Below are 16,770 nucleotides of genomic sequence, written 5' to 3' on the forward strand. Positions count from 1 at the left end.
TTGTCCAGCCGTGACGTGATGCGGGCTTTCCCGCAGAATCCCGATCATGCCGCTGTCGCCGTTCCGCCCACAACCCGATCCCGCCGCCGCTGCCTGGTTTGCGGGGGCGATGGGGCAGGTGTTGCTGGATAGCGAAGCCGACTGCGTGGGCGCCGCGCTGCAGCAGCGCCCAGGCCAGGCCGCGCTGTGGTTGGGGCCAGCGGCTGCGCCGCTGCCGGAGGCTGCCGACGGCCCGCTGCCGCTGCGCCTGAACCTGGACGGCGCCGCCTTCCACGGCGACCTGCGCTGCGGCCTGCCGCTGCCGCTGGCCAGCGAATCCTGCGCGGTGGTCATCGTCCAGCATGGCGACGCCTCCGGCTGCGACCAGGACCAGCTGCTGGCCGAATGCGCGCGAGTGCTGTTGCCCGGTGGCTGGCTGTGGCTGCTGGCGTTGAACCCGCTGTCGCCCTACCGGCTGCGCTGGTGGGGGCAGGGGCTGCATGCGCGCGAGCCGGTCACCTGGCGCAAGCGCCTGCGCGCGGCCGGACTGTCGCCGGATTCGCTGACCCAGGGGATCGGCCCGGTCTGGGAGATCGCCGCGGATGCGCGCCTGCAGGACGGCGTGGGCCTGCGCGCCGCGTTCCTGTTGCGCGCCGAGAAGCGCAGGCTGCCGATGACCCCGTTGCGCAAGCCGCGGCCGCTGGCGCTGCAGGCGGGGACGACGGCGTGAGTCCTGCACGCAAGCACGTGGACATCCATACCGACGGCGCCTGCCTGGGCAATCCCGGCCCGGGTGGCTGGGCCGCGCTGCTGTGTTGGCGCGGCGTCGAGCGCGAACTGTCCGGTGGCGAAGCGGCCACCACCAACAACCGGATGGAGCTGATGGCGGCGATCGCCGCGCTGGAGACCCTGAAGGAGCCCTGCAACGTGGTGCTGACCACCGATTCGCAGTACGTCCGCCAAGGCATCACCGAATGGATGGCCGGCTGGATCCGGCGTGGCTGGAAAACTTCAGGCGGCGATCCGGTCAAGAACCGCGACCTGTGGGAACGACTGCATGCGGCCGCCAGCCGGCATGCGGTCGACTGGCGCTGGGTCAAGGGGCACGCCGGGCATCCCGAGAACGAGCGCGTCGATCAGCTGGCACGTCTGCAGGCGCTCAAGCACAAGGAGTACACGGGCTGATGCGGCAGGTCATCCTCGATACCGAAACCACCGGCCTGGAATGGCAGAAAGGCAACCGCGTGGTCGAAATCGGCTGCGTGGAAATGCTGGAACGGCGGCCGACCGGGCGCACCTTCCATCGCTACCTGAAGCCGGATCGCGAGTTCGAGCCCGGTGCGCAGGAAGTCACCGGCCTGACCCTCGAGTTCCTTGCCGACAAGCCCCGCTTCGCCGAGGTCGCCGGCGAATTCCTGGACTTCATCGACGGCGCCGAGCTAGTCATCCACAACGCCGCTTTCGATCTTGGCTTCCTCAATGCCGAGCTGGCGCGCCTGGACGGTCTGGGACGCATCCAGGATCGCTGCACGGTGGAAGACACCCTGTTGATGGCGCGCCAGCGCTATCCCGGCCAGCGCAACTCGCTGGACGCGCTGTGCAAGCGGCTGGGCGTGGACAACTCGCAGCGCCAGCTGCACGGCGCGCTGCTCGACGCCCAGATCCTGATGGATGTGTACCTGGCGCTGACCTCGGGCCAGGGCGAGATCGGCTTCGACAGCGAGGCGGCGCCGCAGGCAGCGGCCGAGGTGGCGTTCGTGGTGGAGCTGGGCGAAGCTGCGCCGCGCCCACGGGTGCATGTCAGCGCCGAGGAGGCCGAAGCCCACGCCGCGCGGCTGGCCGGCCTGGCCAAGAAGGCCGGGCGCTGCGTATGGCTGGAGCTGGAAGCGGAAGCCGAAGCGGGCGCCGCTTAGCGATTCAGTGCCGACAAGCCCGGCGGTGGTTGCGGATCGCGGCTCAGTGCCGCCGAACCAGCACCACCGTCACGTTGTCCGAGCCGCCGCCATCCAGCGCCGCCGCGACCAGGCCATCGACGCATTCCTGCGCGCTGCATTCGCGGTGCGCGAGCACCTGCGCGATGTGACGGTCATCCACTTCCTCGGTCAGCCCGTCGCTGCACAGCAGCAGCTGCATGCCCGGGCGCAGCTCGCCCGCGAGTGTTTCCACGTTGAGCTGTTCCGGCGCGGTCACGCCCAGCGCCTGGGTCACCACGTTGCGATGCGGGTGGCTGCGGGCCTGGTCGGCGCTGATGGCGCCCTGGGCGATCAGTTCCTGCACGTAGCTATGGTCGTGCGAGATCTGGGTCAGGGTGCTGTCCCGCCAGAGGTAGACCCGGCTGTCGCCGACCCAGGCCACTTCGAAGCGATTGCCGTTGACCCGGGCCACCACCACCGTGGTGCCCATCGGCAGGCTGTCGCCGCGGCGCCGGGAGCAACGGATGATTTCCTCGTCGGCGATGCGGATGGCCTCGGCCAGAGTGCTGCCGGCGCGCACCTGGCGGACGATGGTTTCCCGCGCCAGGGCGCTGGCGACCTCGCCGTACTCGTGGCCGCCCATGCCGTCGGCGACCAGCCACAGCCCCAGGTCGCTGTCGCCGTAATAGGTGTCTTCGTTCAGCTCGCGCCGCAGGCCGACATGGGTCAGATGTCCGAATTCGATCATGCGCGCGGCATTTGTCCGGGTGTCATGGGAAGTAACGGAATCATGCGCAGGAACCGGACGTGACGGCAATGCGGATTTGCGCTGCCGTTGGGCAATGATTGTGGAGGGCGCGACGGGGCGCCTGTGCCGGAAGTCTGGCGTGGGGCGGCGTTTGGGTCGGTCGCGGTGGGAGGGATGGACTCGGGTCATCCATGGCCCTCGTCCTGCGGGCAGCCTGCGGCGGCAATCCTGCCGAGCAGTCGAACCCTGCGCGGGTGCTCGTACGTCGCGTCCCCGCAGACATGAAAACGCCCCCTGACGGGGGCGCTTTCATGTCTGGCGGAGAGGGAGGGATTCGAACCCTCGGTAGGCTATAAACCTACGCCTGATTTCGAGTCAGGTACATTCAACCGCTCTGCCACCTCTCCGGAAGTGGGCCGCAGATGATACGGGGCCAGCTGCCTGTCGGCAAGGCGTTACACTGGCCGCCCCTCCGGAGGCTGCGTCCCGATGTCCGAAATCCTGGTGCCCGTGTCGTTCGGCGAGCTGCTGGACAAGATCGCCATCCTGCAGATCAAGTCCGAGCGCATGACGGACCCGGCCAAGCTGGCCAACGTCCGTGCCGAGCTGTCCGCGCTGGAGAAGACCTGGATGGCCCATCCCGCCGCCGGTCGGGACATCGTCACGCTGCGGGCCGAGCTGAAGGCGGTCAACGAGCGCCTGTGGGTGATCGAGGACGACATCCGCCTGAAGGAAAAGGCCCAGGCCTTCGACGAGGAGTTCATCCAGCTGGCCCGTTCGGTCTACTTCCAGAACGACATCCGCGCGCGGGTGAAGAAGGACATCAACCTGGCGCTGGGCTCGGCCTACGTCGAGGAAAAGTCCTACCAGGACTACGGCAGCGGGCAGGGCGCCTGAGCCCTCAACCGAAGGTCGTGCGGAAGCGCTCGAAGGCGCCGATGGCATCGGCCACGCCGATCAGGTCCATCACGCCCTCGGCCTCGATCTTCGTTCCCCACTTCAGTTCCGCCGCCGGCTTGCCGCGGAACCTGCGCGCGGCATCGTCATAGCGGTCCACGCACCAGCGGCGGTCGGAATACGGCCCGCTGCGGTGCGGGTTGGTGGCGGCGTGCAGGCCCAGCACCTTCGTACCCATTGCATTGGCGATGTGCATCGGGCCGGAGTCCGGCGTGACCAGCAGGTCGGCACGGGCCAGCAGGGCCGGCAGCTGCTTGAGGGTGTCCTTGCCGATCAGGTCCAGCACGCCGTCGCGCGCGGTCATCGCGCCCAGGATCGCGTTGCCGGTGCTACGTTCCAGTTCGCTGCGCCCGCCGCACAGCAGGATCCGCCAGCCCTGCGCCGCGGCGTGGTCGGCCAGTGCGGCGTAGCGCTCGGCGCGCCAGTTGCGCAGGGCGTGGCTGGAGCAGGGCGAGATCATCAGCGTGCGGCGGCCGTCGTGCTGCCATTGCGCGCGCGCCCATGCATGGGCGTCATCCGGCACCGGCAGATTCCAGACCACTTCGTCGCGCACCAGCCCCAGCGGTTCGCAGAAGCTGCCGATGGCGTCCAGCACGTGGATGTCGCCGTGGTCGGGGATGCGCTCGCTGACGAACAGGCCGTGGCCTTCCTTGCTGCGCGATCTGTCGTAGCCGATCCGACGCCGCGCCGGCACGAACGCCGACAGCAGGTTCGCGCGCGCGGAGACCTGCAGCTGCAGCAGCGCATCGAAGCGTTGGGCCAGTTCGCGGCGCAGCGCGCGCATCCCGGCCAGCCCGGCCTTCTTGTCGTATTCGACGAAGCGCACGCCGGGCAGGCCGTCCAGCAGGCGGTGCTCGCCGCGGCCGATGACCCAGGTCAGCTCGACCCCGGGCAGGCCCGCTTGCAGCGTGCGCACCAGCGGCAGCACGTGGGTGACATCGCCCAGCGCGGACAGTCGCAGCAGGCAGATCGAACGCGGGGCATGGGGTTTTTGCACGCGGTTGTTACACTCGGAAGAATGACGGGCTTCGACGCCAACGAACATCTGACGCCGTTCCGCGACGCGCGCGGCTATGGCGCGATTCTGTTCGACCGCACGCAGCTGCGGCAACCCGAGCCGGACTGGTTCGACCCGGAACACTGGGGCATGGCCGCCCAGCGGGTGGCTGAAGGCGGCCGCGGCGGCGCCTGGTTCATCGATTTCGGCCAAGGCGATGCGCTGCTGCGGCACTACCTGCGCGGCGGCCTGGTCGCCCGCTTCAACCGCGACCGCCACCTGTGGCGCGGCATCCAGCGGGTGCGCAGCTTTGCCGAGTTCCGTCTGCTGCGCACCCTGCGGGCGAAGAAGCTGCCGGTGCCGCTGCCGTTTGCCGCCTGGTACCACCGGGAGGGGGTGCATTACCGCGCGGCGATCCTGATGCAGCGCCTGCAGGACGTGCGCCCGCTGGCCGCGCTGGCGGCCGACGGCATCGCGCCTTGGGAGGCCGCGGGTCAGCTGATTGCGAAGTTCCATCGGGCCGGGCTGGACCATGCCGATCTGAACGCGCACAACATCCTGTTCGATGGGCAGGGGCGCGGCTGGTTCATCGACCTCGATCAGTCGCGCCTGCGCATTCCCGCCACCGCCTGGCGCGAAGCCAATCTCGAACGCCTGCACCGCTCGCTGCGCAAGCTGCGCGGCATGCGCAGCGCGGAGGAGGTGGATGCCGACTTCGCCCGTCTGCGCGCCGCCTACGCGGTAACGTGGGATCGCGGTTACTGAATCTTTGCAGCAGGCCGAAGCGATTGCTTCAGCCCACTTTGCAAGGGGCGGCTCGCGCAGCGAGCGGGGGATTGGAAACGACGAGCCTGCGGCCCAAGGCTTGCGAAGCAGACTTCGGATTCATGGCAAAGCCCGAAAAGGCGGTGACCCCGCCGGCTGACCTCGGCGCCCGCGTCAGTCGATACCGTTGCTGCCTTCCGGCCCTGGCGGAGTTTTCGACCTAGCGTCGCGAGGGGCCGACGGGGCCACCATAGACGTGGGCCGCGCAGCGCGCTGCCCTGAAACCTGGCGGAGAGAGGGGGATTCGAACCCCCGAAGCGCGGTTTAGACGCTTACACACTTTCCAGGCGTGCTCCTTCAACCACTCGGACACCTCTCCGGAACCGCGCATTCTAGCGGTGGCCCGGCCGTTCCACAACAGAACCCTGGGCAGGGGCATCGACGCGCCGGCGGCCCATGCCACAATGACGGCATGTCCTATCTCGTGCTTGCCCGCAAGTGGCGTCCCCGGCGTTTCGCCGAACTGGTCGGCCAGGAACACGTGGTGCGTGCGCTGACCAACGCACTGGAAACCGGGCGCGTCCACCACGCATTCCTGTTCACCGGCACCCGCGGCGTCGGCAAGACCACCATCGCGCGCATTTTCGCCAAATCGCTCAACTGCGAGCGCGGTACGTCGAGCGATCCCTGCGGCGAGTGCGAGACCTGCCTGGCCATCGACGCCGGCCGCTACATCGACCTGCTGGAGATCGACGCCGCCTCGAACACCGGCGTGGACAACGTCCGCGAGCTGATCGAAAACGCGCAGTACATGCCCAGCCGCGGCAAGTACAAGGTCTACCTGATCGACGAAGTGCACATGCTGTCGAAGCCGGCGTTCAACGCGCTGCTGAAGACGCTGGAAGAGCCGCCCGGGCACGTCAAGTTCCTGTTCGCCACCACCGACCCGGAAAAGCTGCTGGTCACGGTGCTCAGCCGCTGCCTGCAGTTCAACCTCAAGCGGCTGGACGAGGCGCAGATCCACGGCCAGATCGTCAAGATCCTTGGCGCCGAGGGCATCGAGGCCGACGACGACGCGGTGGCGCAGCTGGCGCGTGCCGCCGACGGCAGCCTGCGCGACGGCCTGTCGCTGCTGGACCAGGCCATCGCCTACGCCGGCGGCCGGCTGGACGGGGTGACCGTGGCCGCGATGCTGGGCACGGTGGACCGCAGCCGCGTGCAGGCGCTGCTGGCCGCGCTGGCCGACGCCGATGGCGAGCGCCTGCTGGACGAGGCCGCACAGCTGGCGGAGTTCTCCCCGGACTGGGCGAGCATCCTCGATGCCTTCGCGCATGCGCTGCACCGCATCCAGGTGAAGCAGCTGGTGCCGTCGGTGGATGTCGGCAGCGATGCCATCGACGTCGAAAGGCTGGCCGCGCAGCTGCGGCCCGAGCTGGTGCAGCTGTGGTACCAGATGGCGCTCAACGGCCGCCGCGACCTCGGCCACGCGCCCAGCCCGCGCAGCGGCTTCGAAATGACCCTGCTGCGGATGCTGGCGTTCCGGCCGGATGCCGCCGCGCAGCTGGCGGCCCCGCGGCCGCAGCCGGCCGCTGCCGCGCAGGCCGTACCGCAGTCTTCGCAAGCACGCACCGATGCCGCCGCCCGGGCGCGTGCGGCCATGGCCGAAGTGGTGCCGGCACCGCCGCCGCCCGCGCCAGCTTCCGCGCCCGCGGAGATACTACCCGCGCCCAAGCCGCGCGTGGCGGACGTCGTGCCCGCCAGCAACGCCTACGCATCTGCGGGCAGTGCGCTGCTGGTCACCGATTCGGAGCACTGGCTGGAGCTGGTCGCGGGCTGCGGCCTGCGCGGCCCGGCCAAGCTGCTGGCGGAGAACGCGGGCTTCGTCGGCCATGCCGATGGCGTGCTGCGGCTCTCGCTGGCGTCCGAGCAGGAGCACCTGAAGTCACCCAGCCTGGTGCTGCAGCTGTGCGATGCGGTGGGTCGGCAGCTTGGTGGCGAGGTGCAGGTCCGCTTCGAGATCGGCCAGCCGCGCGGCGAAACCGCGAACGCCCGCAACGCACGCGAGCGCGACGCGCGCCAGGCTGGAGCGGAGAGCGGCTTCGCTGCCGACCCCGGCATCCAGCGGCTGGTCCAGCAGCACGGCGCGCAGATCGTGCCGGACTCGATCCGCCCGCTCGGCGCGAACTGAAATCAACATCGCAACTACGGAAGAACGACATGCGTGGAAACATCGCCCAGCTGATGCAGCAGGCGCAGCAGATGCAGGAAAACATGGCGCGCGCGCAGGAAGAGGTGGCGGCGCTGGAAGCCACCGGCAGCGCCGGCGGCGGCATGGTCAGCGTGACCCTTGGCGGGCGCATGGACTGCCGCAAGGTGCGCATCGATCCGACCGTGTTCTCCGACCCGGAAATGGCCGAGGACCTGGTGGCCGCCGCCTTCAACGACGCGGTCAACAAGATCAATGCCGCCTCGCAGGAAAAGATGGCCGGCGCCACCGCCGGCATGCAGCTGCCGCCGGGCTTCAAGCTGCCGTTCTGAGTCCCCGCCGTCATTCCCGCCTTCGCGGGAATGACGATCAAGAACACATGACAGTTTCCCTCCTCGAACAACTGATCGACGCCTTGCGGGTGCTGCCTGGCGTGGGCCAGAAATCCGCGCAGCGGATGGCCTACCACCTGCTGGAGCGCCAGCGCGACGGCGGCCGGCGGCTGGCCGATGCGCTGGCCGAAGCGATGGAGCGGATCCGCCACTGCAGCCGCTGCCGCGATTTCAGCGAGGCCGAGGTCTGCCCCACTTGCGCCAACAGCGCCCGCGACGCGCAGCTGCTCTGTGTGGTGGAAACCCCGGCCGACCGCCTGGCGATCGAGCAGGCCACCGGCTTCCGCGGCCTGTATTTCGTGCTGCAGGGGCGGTTGAGCCCGCTCGACGGCATCGGCCCGCGCGAGCTGGGCCTGGACCAGCTCGCGCAGCGGCTGGAGCAGGGCGAAGTGCGCGAACTGATCGTCGCCACCAATCCCACCGTGGAGGGTGAGGCGACCGCGCACTACCTGGCGCAGCTGGCGCGCGCGCGCGGGGTTGCGCCCAGCCGGCTGGCGCACGGCGTGCCGCTGGGCGGCGAGCTGGAATACGTGGACCGCGGCACTCTTTCGCACGCGTTCGGCAGCCGCAGCGAAATCCCGTAGCAACGCAGCGCGCGGCGCGTTGCGTTGCGTGTGGATCGACAAGGGGCATCGGGCCTGTGCTGCGCTCCTACAATGCACGGTAATTCCGACAGGAGCCCGCCATGTCCGACACCCTGTTCCACAAGATCATCCGCCGCGAAATTCCCGCCGACATCGTGTTCGAGGACGAACAGCTGATCGCGTTCCGCGACATCGCGCCGCAGGCGCCGGTACACGTGCTGTTTGTGCCGAAGCAGGATTTCGCCACGCTCAATGACGTACCCGAAGGAGATGCGGTGGTGATCGGCCGGCTCGCCACTGCCGCGGCGCGCTATGCAAAGGCGCAGGGCTTCGCCGAAGACGGCTACCGGATCGTGATGAACTGCAATGGCGAAGGTGGCCAGACGGTGTTCCAGATCCACCTGCATTTGCTGGCCGGGGCGCCGCTGGGGCGTTTCGGTACGCCGCAGAAGTAGGGGGGCGACCGTCGCGCCTTCATCCAGGTGGGCACGCGGAAGCGGCCGGCCGGTGCATCTCGATCAGCGGTCGGCATGATTTCGACGGGCTGGCCCGGCCCGCCGTGCCTCAGGGGCGATGCACGCGCAGGTCGCGCAGCAGCGCCTGCAGTGCCGCGCGGTTGCCTGCCGGCGCATAGCGCGCCTGGTTGAAGCGCGCGGCCAGCGTGGCCAGGTGCTGGCCGGCGCGGGGGCTGTCCGCCGCCACCCGCGTGGCCCAGGCCAGCGCCGGTTCGTGCGCCGCGCGGCCGCGGCCGAGCCTGCGGTAGCGCGCTTCCAGCGCGTGCCAGGCGCGCAGCAGCGGATCGCGCTGGCGTTCGCCGCGGGCGATCAGCCAGGCCATCCATGCCAGCGCCAGCGCGGCGATGGCGGCGAACAGCGCGACCAGTGCGCCCGCGCCCAGCCGGTCCAGCCCCAGCGGCTTGAGCAGGCTTTGCTGGCGCTGCGCGTTGAAGCCCAGCACGAAGTCGTTCCAGCCGCGGCGCAGCCAGTCGCTGGCGTTGAACATCGGCACCAGCGCGTCGAGCCCGGCAATGCGGCCCGGCTGGCGGTCGGCGATGGTGTCGTAGACGCGTTCGGGCGCGACCGCGGCGGTGGGATCCACGCGCACCCAGCCGCGCGCCGGCAACCAGACTTCGGCCCAGGCATGGGCGTCCGACTTGCGCACCAGCCAGTAGTCGCCGATGGGATTGCGATAGGCGCCTGCATAGCCGGTGACCACCCGCGCGGGAATACCGGCGGCGCGCATCAGCACCACGAATGCGGAGCTGAAGTGCTCGCAATAGCCTTCCCTGCGGTCGAACAGGAAGTCGTCGACCTCGTTGCGGCCGGCCAGCGGCACGTTGAGGGTGTAGGCGAAGTCGCGGCGGATCATCGCCAGCGCGCGGCCGATGATGGCGTCGTCGCTGCGGCCCTGCGCGTCGCTGCCGGCTTCGTGCCGCCACTGCCGGCCCAGTGCGACTGTGCGCGGGTTGTAGCCCCGCGGCAGCGCCAGTGCGCGCGCGCGCAGCGGCGGCGGGAGTTCGGTCTCGAACGCAGCCGGCGGCGCCGAATGCATGCGCCAGCGCGACACGTTGTACTGCGCGGTTTCCGCCCACGGCGTGTAGTCGCGGCTGGCGTAGGCGCCGTCCGGCAGCAGGGTGGGCAGGTCCAGCGCGACCAGCTGGCGGTCCTCGGTTGGCTCGAGGTCGATACGGTAATCCCAGCCCGCGCCGGCCGGCTGCATCGGTGCAGCGGGGAAGCGCTGCAGGTCGCGCGCCTGGCGCCAGCTGCGGCCATCGAAATCCCACAGCACCGGCCCGCGCCAGTACATCTGCTGCGGCGCGGGAGTGGCACCGAAGAACTGCACGCGGGCGGCCGGGCTGTCGTCCAGCAGAAGTTCGGCCATGCTGCCCGGGGTCATCGTGTCGGACAGGCCCGGCGTGGCGACGCTGCGGTGCGGCAGCCCCCACAGCGGCGAAGGCAGGCGCGGGAACAGCCAGAACGCCGCCAGCGCCAGTGGCAGCCCGAGCGCGAACAGGCGCAGCACGCCGAAGGTCGCAGCGCCGCGCCCGGCGGGCTGCGCGACTTCGCCCTCGTCCGCGGCTAGCTGCTGCAGCGCCAGCAGCGCGAGCAGCACCGCCAGCAGCGCCAGCGCCAGACTGGCCGGACCTTGATCGAGCAGGAAGGTGGCGAACGGTGCGAACAGGCCGAAGCCAACCAGGCTGCGGCCGTCGCGCAGGCTGAAGGTTTCGGCCGGCTTGAGCGCCAGCATCGCCGCCAGCACCGCGCACGCGGTGTCGCGGCCGATGCCCGGCGCCACCACCGCCACCGCCAGCAGCGCGCAGGCGCTGAGCAGCAGCCGCAGCAGCGCCGGCATCGGCCGCCGCCACGAAGCCGCGGCCACCGCCAGCGCGCCGACGCCGAAGGCCGGCCCCAGCCAGGCCGACAGCTGCAGCAGCAGCGGCAGCAGGCAGGCGGCGGCCGCCAGCAGCACCTGCATGCGGGCGCGGGGCGTCATCGGCGGCGATGCGTGCTCAGCCATGCGCAGGCTCCGACGCCGGCGGGTCATGCGGCAGCAGCGCCAGCGCGCGCAGGCAGCGGTGCCGGTGCGGCGGCCCGCGGTCGCTGGCGATGGGCGGCTGCGCCGGCAGCTGCAGGCCGTAGCGGCGGCCGTCGCGCTCGGCATCGTCGACCCAGCGCGCCAACCGGCGGATGCGCTGCTCGTAGGGCAGGCCGGCGGTCTGCTGCCAGTCCAGCAGCAGTTCCCCGCCGCGCTGCTGTTCGTAGTCGCGCACCAGCAGGCTGTCGTGGCGGGCGGAGGCCTTCCACGCCACCGTGCGCGGCGGATCGCCGGGGCGGTAGCCGCGCAGATGGTGCGGGTCGTCGCCGGAGCGCGCGGCCTGCGCATGGTCCTGCCCGCCGGCGGGCACCGGCAGTGGCGGCGCCTGGGTTTCCAGCGCCGGGTAGACCAGCAGCGATTGCGCCGGCCAGGCATAGCCCCAGGCCCGCGCCAGCCCCAGCGGCTGCACGCTGGACAGTTCCAGTCGCGGTAGCGGCAGCAGCCCGCGGTGCGTGGTGGGCAAGCGCAGTTCGGCGGAGGCGCCGCTGGCGTCCAGCGCGATATGGGTGGCGTGTCTGCCCATCGCCACCCGCAGGCCGCGGCGCTGGCGTGCATCGGTCGCGCCCAGGGCGATACGCAGATGCAGGTCCTCGCCGGCCGCCACCGGTTCGGCCGCCACCGCGTCCACCCGCAGCCCGGACAGCTGCATGTGCGCGGCGATCAGGCTGGCCTGCGCTGCGCCGGCCAGCAGCAGGGCCAGCAGCAGCGCCGGGTTGTTGTTGAAGTTGAGTGCGCCCAGCAACATCGCCCCCAGCAGCAGGCCGAAGAACAGCCCGCTGGCGGTGGGCAGCACGTAGATGCGGTGGCGCGTGAGCTGCGCCGGCAGCGTTTCCGGGGCGCGCGGGCGCATCCACGCCCGCGTGCGCCTGCGCAGCGCGGCGATCACCTCAGTCCACCGCGACCGCGTGCAGGATCGCCTTGGCCAGGCTGGCAGCCGGGGTGTCGGCATCCGCCACCAGCCGGTGCTCGGCCACCGCCGGGAACAGCGCCTGCACGTCCTCGGGCACCACGTGGCCGCGGCCCAGCAGCAGCGCATGCGCGCGCGCCGCGCGCAGCAGCGCCAGCCCGGCCCGCGGCGACAGGCCCACCCGCACGCCGGGCTGCTGGCGGCTGCGCGCGATCAGTGCCTGCACGTAGTCCAGCAGCGGCTCGGCGGCATGCACCTGCGGCACCGCGCGGCGCAGCGCGAGGATGCGCGGCGCGTCCAGCACCGGCGCTATGTTCGCGATCAGTTCGCGGCGGTCGCTGCCGGCCAGCAGCGCGCGTTCCGCCGCCGCATCGGGATAGCCGAGCGCCAGCCGCAGCAGGAAGCGATCCAGCTGAGAATCCGGCAACGGGTAGGTGCCGGACAGGTCCACCGGGTTCTGGGTGGCGATGACCAGGAAGGGATCGGGCAGGGCGCGGGTCTGGCCGTCGATGCTGACCTGGTGTTCGGCCATCGCCTCCAGCAGCGCGCTCTGGGTGCGCGGCGGGGCGCGGTTGATCTCGTCGGCCAGCAGCACGTGGGTGAATACCGGGCCAGGATGGAACTCGAAGCGGCGTGCCTGTGCCTCGTACACCGATACGCCGAGGATGTCCGACGGCAGCAGGTCGGAGGTGAACTGCACGCGGCTGAAATCCAGCCCCAGCGTGGCCGCCAGCGCATGCGCCAGGGTGGTCTTGCCGAGCCCGGGCAGGTCCTCGATCAGCAGGTGGCCGCCCGCCAGCAGGGCGACGAAGGCAAGCCGGACCTGCACCGGCTTGCCCAGCACCAGCGTGTTCACCTGCGCCTGCGCGTCGCGCAGGGCTTGCTGCAGCTCATCGGTTAGCATCGGCGCCGGTACCGGGATCGCGGACATGTCGTTGGGCATCGGTTCTCGGAAGTGGCAACGAGTGTAGCGAGGACGCCGGGAATGCAGGATGCGAGAAGCGCGGCGGCGCGGCGCGGGTTCATTGCCTGCTGGTTGTTGCTGTGCGTGCTCAAGCTGGCGCTGGCGGTGCGGCTGCCGCTGTTCGTCGACGAGGCCTTCTACTGGCAGGAGGGTCAGCATCCGGCCTGGGCCTATTCCGACCTGCCGGCGCTGACCGCGTGGCTGGCGCGGCTGGGCGTGGAGGTGTTCGGCCAGCATGCGCTGGGCCTGCGGCTGCCGTTCCTGCTGATCGGCGCGGCGATCCCGTGGCTGGTGGTGCGGATGGCGGCGCGCGAATTCGATGCGAACACCGGCTGGCAGGCCGGGCTGCTGGCGCTGTTGATGCCGTTGGCCGGCAGCCTGGGAATCCTGGGGTTGCCCGATGTTCCGTTGCTGCTGGCCACGCTGTTGTGCCTGGATGCTGGGTTGCGGCTGCTGCGCGGTGACGATGGATTCGCGGTCGGCGAACTGGCGCTGGGCCTGCTGCTGGGCGGTTTGACCCATTACCGCTTCGTTGCGGTGATCGCGATGGGGTTTGCCGCGCTGTTGATGCTGCGCGACGGTCGCCGCGCGCTGCGCCATCCTGCACCGTGGCTTGCGGTGGCCATCGGCGCGCTGGCCTGGCTGCCGCTGCTGCTGTGGAACCTGCGAAACGCCGATGCCGGCCTGCGCTTCCAGCTGGTGGACCGGCATCCCTGGCACTTCGGTGGCGACGGCCTGCTGCTGGGCCTACTGCAGCTCCTGCCGGCCACGCCACTGCTGCTGGGGGCGATGGCGGTGGCTGCATGGCGCGGCCTGCGCGGGGGACGCCCGGCCGCGCGCTATCTGGCGCTGTGCGGCAGCGGCATCGTGCTGGGTTTCCTGCTGCTGGGATTCTTCGCCGATCGCGAGCGGGTCAGCTTCCACTGGCCGCTGCCCGGCTTCGTCGCGCTGCTGCCGCTGCTGCCGGCGGTGCTGGCCGGCTGGCCGCGCGGCTGGCGCATCGCCACGCTGGCCACCGCGGCGGCGGGACTGGCGGTGGTGCTGGGCTTCTTCCTCATGGCCTCGGTGCCGGCATGGCGCGAGCAGACCGCGGGGCATCGCCTGTATCCGGCCAACTTCGCCGGCTGGAACGCGCTGGAGGAGGCGGTACGCGCCGAGCGTGCCGCCATGCCGGCCGGCACGCGGTTGCTGGCCGGCGATTTCAAGATCGGCGCCGAACTCGGATTCCTGCTAGCCGACCCGCGCATCGCCGTGCTCGACCATCCGCTCAACCACCACCACGGCCGCGCGCCGCAGCTGGCGCTGTGGGGGCTGCAGCACGACGGTGCCCGTGATGCGCCGATGCTGCTGGTGGCCGCCGCCACCGACGTGAAGTTCCGCGATCAGCTGGCGTATTTCCAGCAGCTGTGCGAACAGGTCGGTCCGCTGCCGCCGCCGCGGGTCTTGAACATCGACCACGGCCGCCAGCGCTTCCTGTTGTTCGCATTGCCGGCACGGCGCGGCGACGGGGCGTGCGTGACGCCGGCGCTGGCCAATATCGATGCGCCTGCAGCCGGTGCGCAGGTCGGGCGGCGCTTCAGGGTGACGGCGTGGGCGGCCAAGGACGTGGCGGGGGTGCGCAGGCTGGAAGTGCTGCTGGATGGGCGGGTGATAGGCACGGCGCAACGCGCCGGCGCCAACCCATGGGTGGTCGACGACTTCCTGCAGGGCCGCTCGCTTGATCCGGCCGTGCCGCAGGTGCAGTTCAGCGCCGAGGTGGACGCGCGCGCGCTGCCGACCGGCACGCACTGGCTGGGCCTGCGCGTGACCGGCGGCGACGGCGCGGTCGAGGACGGCCCCGAACAACCCGTCGAGCTGCGTTGAGCCTGCCCATGCCCACCGCCTCCCGCCTTTCCCCGCTGCCGGCCGCGGCGCTGCCGCTGGCCCTGTGCCTGCTGCTGGCCGCCACCCTGCAGCTGCAGCTGCCATTGATGCTGTGGGACCACATCGATCTGGTCCCGATCTACGACGCCTGGCAGCGCGGCGCGCTTGCCGCCTCGCAGTTCTGGCGCATCCACGACGGCAGCCATTTCCATTCCGCGGCCTATGCGGTGCTGCTGGCCACCACCTGGCTGTCGGGTGGGCGGGCGTGGCTGGACTGCGTGGCCGGTTGGGGGTTCTACGCGCTGCTGGCGTGGACGCTGTGGCGGCTGGTCGGCAACGGCTGGCGCGGCGGCCGGGAGGGGCGCGGCTGGTGGTGGGCGATGCTGCTGCTGATCGCCCACCCGGGCCATCTGGCCAACCTGCAGTGGGGCTGGCAGGTGGCGGTGTTCATCAGCCTGCTGGGGGCGGTGGCGCCGATCCACTGGCTGACGCTGGAACGCCCTACGCTGGTGCTGAACCTCGCTGGCGTGGTGCTGGCGATCGTCGGCGTGCTGGGGTTTTCCACCACCCTGGCGGTGTTCCCGGTGGCGCTGGCGCTGGTGGCGCTGCGCGGCGAGTGGCCGTGGTCGCGGCGCATCGCCTTTGCACTGCCATGGCTGCTGGCCGGCGGCGCCCTGGTGGCATGGCTGCTGGCGGCGCGCGGCCAGCCGGTGACGCTGCCCGGCGCCGGCGTGCTGGCGCTGTACGCGCTCAACTACCTTGGCGGCGGGGTGCTGCGGTTCGCCGAAAACATCGCGCCGTGGTGGACGTTGTTGGCCCTGGTGCTGGCGATCCCCGCCGCCGGGCGCTGCCGCCGGCAGGCGCAGGCCCGGCCGTGGCTGGCGCTGATGGCGTTCGCGTTGGGCTGCGCCCTGCTCACGGCGCTGGGGCGCGTCGGCAGCTTCGGCACGGACCATGCGTTCGTGACCCGTTATGCCAGCTTCGCGCTGTTGTTCTGGATCGGCTGGCTGGGCCTGATGGTGCTGGCCTGGCGCGATGTCGCGACGGCCTGGCGCTGGGTGCGACCGCTGTTGATTGTCACGCTGCTGTTCGCGGCGGTGAATGGCGCGCATCTGGCGAAGAAGGCCCGGACCACGCACCAGCGCGCGGTCGCGTTCGCCGCGCAGATCCGCGCGGATTGGCCGCAGCTGGACGACGCGCTGCTGGCGCAGGCCTACGGCGACCGCGCCGCCGCCGCGCGGCAGCGGCTGGCGCTGCTGCGGCAATGGGGTTTCGCCCCGTTCGACCGCGCCGACGCCGACTGACGGTGCCCGCGTCCACTCAAGGCAGGGTGAAACCCGCCTGCCGCAGCAGCGCGCAGGTGGCGATCAATGGCAGTCCGATCAGCGCGGTCGGGTCGCGGTTGTCGATGGACTTGAACAGGGTGATGCCCAGGCCCTCCGACTTGAAGCTGCCGGCGCAGTCGAACGGCTGTTCGGCATCCACGTAGCGTTCGATCTCGGCGTCGGTCAACGCGCGGAAACGCACTTCGGTGAGGTCGATGGCGGCAAGCGCGCGGCCGTCGGCATGGGCAAGGCACAGCGCGGTATGGAAATGCACCACGCCGCCGGACATCGCCCGCAGCTGGGCGATGGCGGCGTCGCGGCCGCCCGGCTTGCCCAGCGGCCGGCCACCGAGGTCGGCGACCTGATCCGAGCCCAGCGCCCAGCTGTCGCCGGTCAGGGTGCGCGCCACCGCCTGCGCCTTGGCTTCGGCCAGGCGCGTCGCCAGCGTCAGCGGGGTTTCGCCGGTCAGGGCGGTTTCATCCACATCCGGTCTCGCGACGTCGAACGGCAGGCGCAGCCGTTCCAGCAATTCGCGGCGGTAGCGCGAGGTCGAGGCGAGGGTCAGCCGGGGCATC

At 70.9% G+C, this 16,770-nt stretch carries 17 protein-coding genes, 2 tRNA genes and 1 other RNA gene; 11 read left to right on the forward strand and 9 right to left on the reverse strand.

Going from position 1 to position 16,770, the window contains the following annotated elements; all coding sequences use genetic code 11:
* The first annotated feature begins 46 nt into the window (after window positions 1-46).
* From G582_RS15095 to dnaQ, 3 genes are read left to right on the forward strand one after another with little or no spacing between them, the layout of a single operon-like run.
* Window positions 47-709 (forward strand): hypothetical protein, encoded by a 663-nt coding sequence (locus G582_RS15095; RefSeq protein WP_138347911.1) that lies wholly within the window; start codon window positions 47-49, stop codon window positions 707-709.
* Window positions 706-1,164, forward strand: a complete 459-nt coding sequence (gene rnhA, locus G582_RS0102135; protein WP_038052498.1) for a ribonuclease HI — start codon at window positions 706-708, stop codon at window positions 1,162-1,164. Before G582_RS15095 ends, rnhA begins: the two co-directional genes overlap by 4 nt.
* On the forward strand, window positions 1,164-1,892 hold the full coding sequence (gene dnaQ, locus G582_RS0102140; RefSeq protein ID WP_028838423.1) for a DNA polymerase III subunit epsilon: 729 nt from the start codon (window positions 1,164-1,166) through the stop codon (window positions 1,890-1,892). Before rnhA ends, dnaQ begins: the two co-directional genes overlap by 1 nt.
* 43 nt (window positions 1,893-1,935) lie before the next feature.
* On the opposite strand, the gene G582_RS0102145 is transcribed toward dnaQ, so the two are convergent.
* Both G582_RS0102145 and G582_RS0102150 read right to left on the reverse strand, forming a co-directional pair.
* Window positions 1,936-2,640, reverse strand: a complete 705-nt coding sequence (locus tag G582_RS0102145; RefSeq protein ID WP_028838424.1) for a PP2C family protein-serine/threonine phosphatase — start codon at window positions 2,638-2,640, stop codon at window positions 1,936-1,938.
* Between the two features lie 316 nt (window positions 2,641-2,956).
* Window positions 2,957-3,047, reverse strand: a tRNA-Ser gene (locus G582_RS0102150).
* Between the two features lie 82 nt (window positions 3,048-3,129).
* Between G582_RS0102150 and G582_RS0102155 the strand changes: the two genes are divergently transcribed.
* A complete protein-coding gene (locus G582_RS0102155; protein ID WP_028838425.1) occupies window positions 3,130-3,537 on the forward strand; it encodes a DUF6165 family protein in 408 nt (135 codons plus the stop codon).
* 4 nt (window positions 3,538-3,541) lie between these two features.
* Here G582_RS0102155 and G582_RS0102160 read toward each other — a convergent pair whose 3' ends face one another.
* Window positions 3,542-4,594 (reverse strand): glycosyltransferase family 9 protein, encoded by a 1,053-nt coding sequence (locus G582_RS0102160; RefSeq protein WP_248642640.1) that lies wholly within the window; start codon window positions 4,592-4,594, stop codon window positions 3,542-3,544.
* A 21-nt stretch (window positions 4,595-4,615) separates the two neighbouring features.
* Between G582_RS0102160 and G582_RS0102165 the strand changes: the two genes are divergently transcribed.
* Complete coding sequence (locus tag G582_RS0102165; protein ID WP_028838427.1) at window positions 4,616-5,359, forward strand: 3-deoxy-D-manno-octulosonic acid kinase; 744 nt, start codon at window positions 4,616-4,618, stop codon at window positions 5,357-5,359.
* A 146-nt stretch (window positions 5,360-5,505) separates the two neighbouring features.
* On the opposite strand, the gene ffs is transcribed toward G582_RS0102165, so the two are convergent.
* Together ffs and G582_RS0102170 are read right to left on the reverse strand one after the other, a co-directional pair.
* An RNA gene (ffs, locus tag G582_RS17415) (signal recognition particle sRNA small type) lies at window positions 5,506-5,602 on the reverse strand.
* Window positions 5,603-5,645: 43 nt separating this feature from the next.
* Window positions 5,646-5,738, reverse strand: a tRNA-Ser gene (locus tag G582_RS0102170).
* Window positions 5,739-5,831: 93 nt separating this feature from the next.
* Between G582_RS0102170 and dnaX the strand changes: the two genes are divergently transcribed.
* From dnaX to G582_RS0102190, 4 genes are all read left to right on the forward strand, one after another.
* Window positions 5,832-7,547, forward strand: a complete 1,716-nt coding sequence (dnaX, locus tag G582_RS0102175) for a DNA polymerase III subunit gamma/tau (RefSeq protein ID WP_028838428.1) — start codon at window positions 5,832-5,834, stop codon at window positions 7,545-7,547.
* Between the two features lie 29 nt (window positions 7,548-7,576).
* Window positions 7,577-7,897 carry a YbaB/EbfC family nucleoid-associated protein gene (locus tag G582_RS0102180; RefSeq protein ID WP_028838429.1) on the forward strand — a complete coding sequence of 107 codons (321 nt, stop codon included), beginning with the start codon at window positions 7,577-7,579 and terminating at the stop codon, window positions 7,895-7,897.
* Between the two features lie 47 nt (window positions 7,898-7,944).
* On the forward strand, window positions 7,945-8,541 hold the full coding sequence (gene recR, locus G582_RS0102185) for a recombination mediator RecR (protein WP_028838430.1): 597 nt from the start codon (window positions 7,945-7,947) through the stop codon (window positions 8,539-8,541).
* 101 nt (window positions 8,542-8,642) lie between these two features.
* A complete protein-coding gene (locus G582_RS0102190) occupies window positions 8,643-8,996 on the forward strand; it encodes a histidine triad nucleotide-binding protein (RefSeq protein WP_028838431.1) in 354 nt (117 codons plus the stop codon).
* Window positions 8,997-9,105: 109 nt separating this feature from the next.
* Here the strand turns inward: G582_RS0102190 and G582_RS0102195 are convergent, their stop codons facing one another.
* The 3 genes from G582_RS0102195 to G582_RS0102205 are packed head-to-tail and all read right to left on the reverse strand — an operon-like array spanning window position 9,106 to window position 12,974.
* Window positions 9,106-11,058 carry a transglutaminase TgpA family protein gene (locus G582_RS0102195; protein ID WP_028838432.1) on the reverse strand — a complete coding sequence of 651 codons (1,953 nt, stop codon included), beginning with the start codon at window positions 11,056-11,058 and terminating at the stop codon, window positions 9,106-9,108.
* Window positions 11,051-11,986, reverse strand: a complete 936-nt coding sequence (locus G582_RS0102200) for a DUF58 domain-containing protein (protein WP_051246522.1) — start codon at window positions 11,984-11,986, stop codon at window positions 11,051-11,053. Before G582_RS0102200 ends, G582_RS0102195 begins: the two co-directional genes overlap by 8 nt.
* Before the next feature lie 37 nt (window positions 11,987-12,023).
* Complete coding sequence (locus tag G582_RS0102205; RefSeq protein WP_051246525.1) at window positions 12,024-12,974, reverse strand: AAA family ATPase; 951 nt, start codon at window positions 12,972-12,974, stop codon at window positions 12,024-12,026.
* A gap of 54 nt (window positions 12,975-13,028) precedes the next feature.
* Between G582_RS0102205 and G582_RS0102210 the strand changes: the two genes are divergently transcribed.
* Both G582_RS0102210 and G582_RS0102215 read left to right on the forward strand, forming a co-directional pair.
* Window positions 13,029-14,870, forward strand: coding sequence for a glycosyltransferase family 39 protein (locus G582_RS0102210; RefSeq protein WP_028838435.1), 1,842 nt, complete (start codon window positions 13,029-13,031; stop codon window positions 14,868-14,870).
* 8 nt (window positions 14,871-14,878) lie between these two features.
* A complete protein-coding gene (locus G582_RS0102215) occupies window positions 14,879-16,174 on the forward strand; it encodes a hypothetical protein (protein WP_028838436.1) in 1,296 nt (431 codons plus the stop codon).
* Window positions 16,175-16,190: 16 nt separating this feature from the next.
* Here the strand turns inward: G582_RS0102215 and G582_RS0102220 are convergent, their stop codons facing one another.
* On the reverse strand, window positions 16,191-16,769 hold the full coding sequence (locus G582_RS0102220; protein ID WP_028838437.1) for a Maf family protein: 579 nt from the start codon (window positions 16,767-16,769) through the stop codon (window positions 16,191-16,193).
* Between the last annotated feature and the right edge of the window lies 1 nt (window position 16,770).

This window comes from Thermomonas fusca DSM 15424 (genome assembly GCF_000423885.1).
Taxonomy (GTDB): Bacteria; Pseudomonadota; Gammaproteobacteria; order Xanthomonadales; family Xanthomonadaceae; genus Thermomonas; species Thermomonas fusca.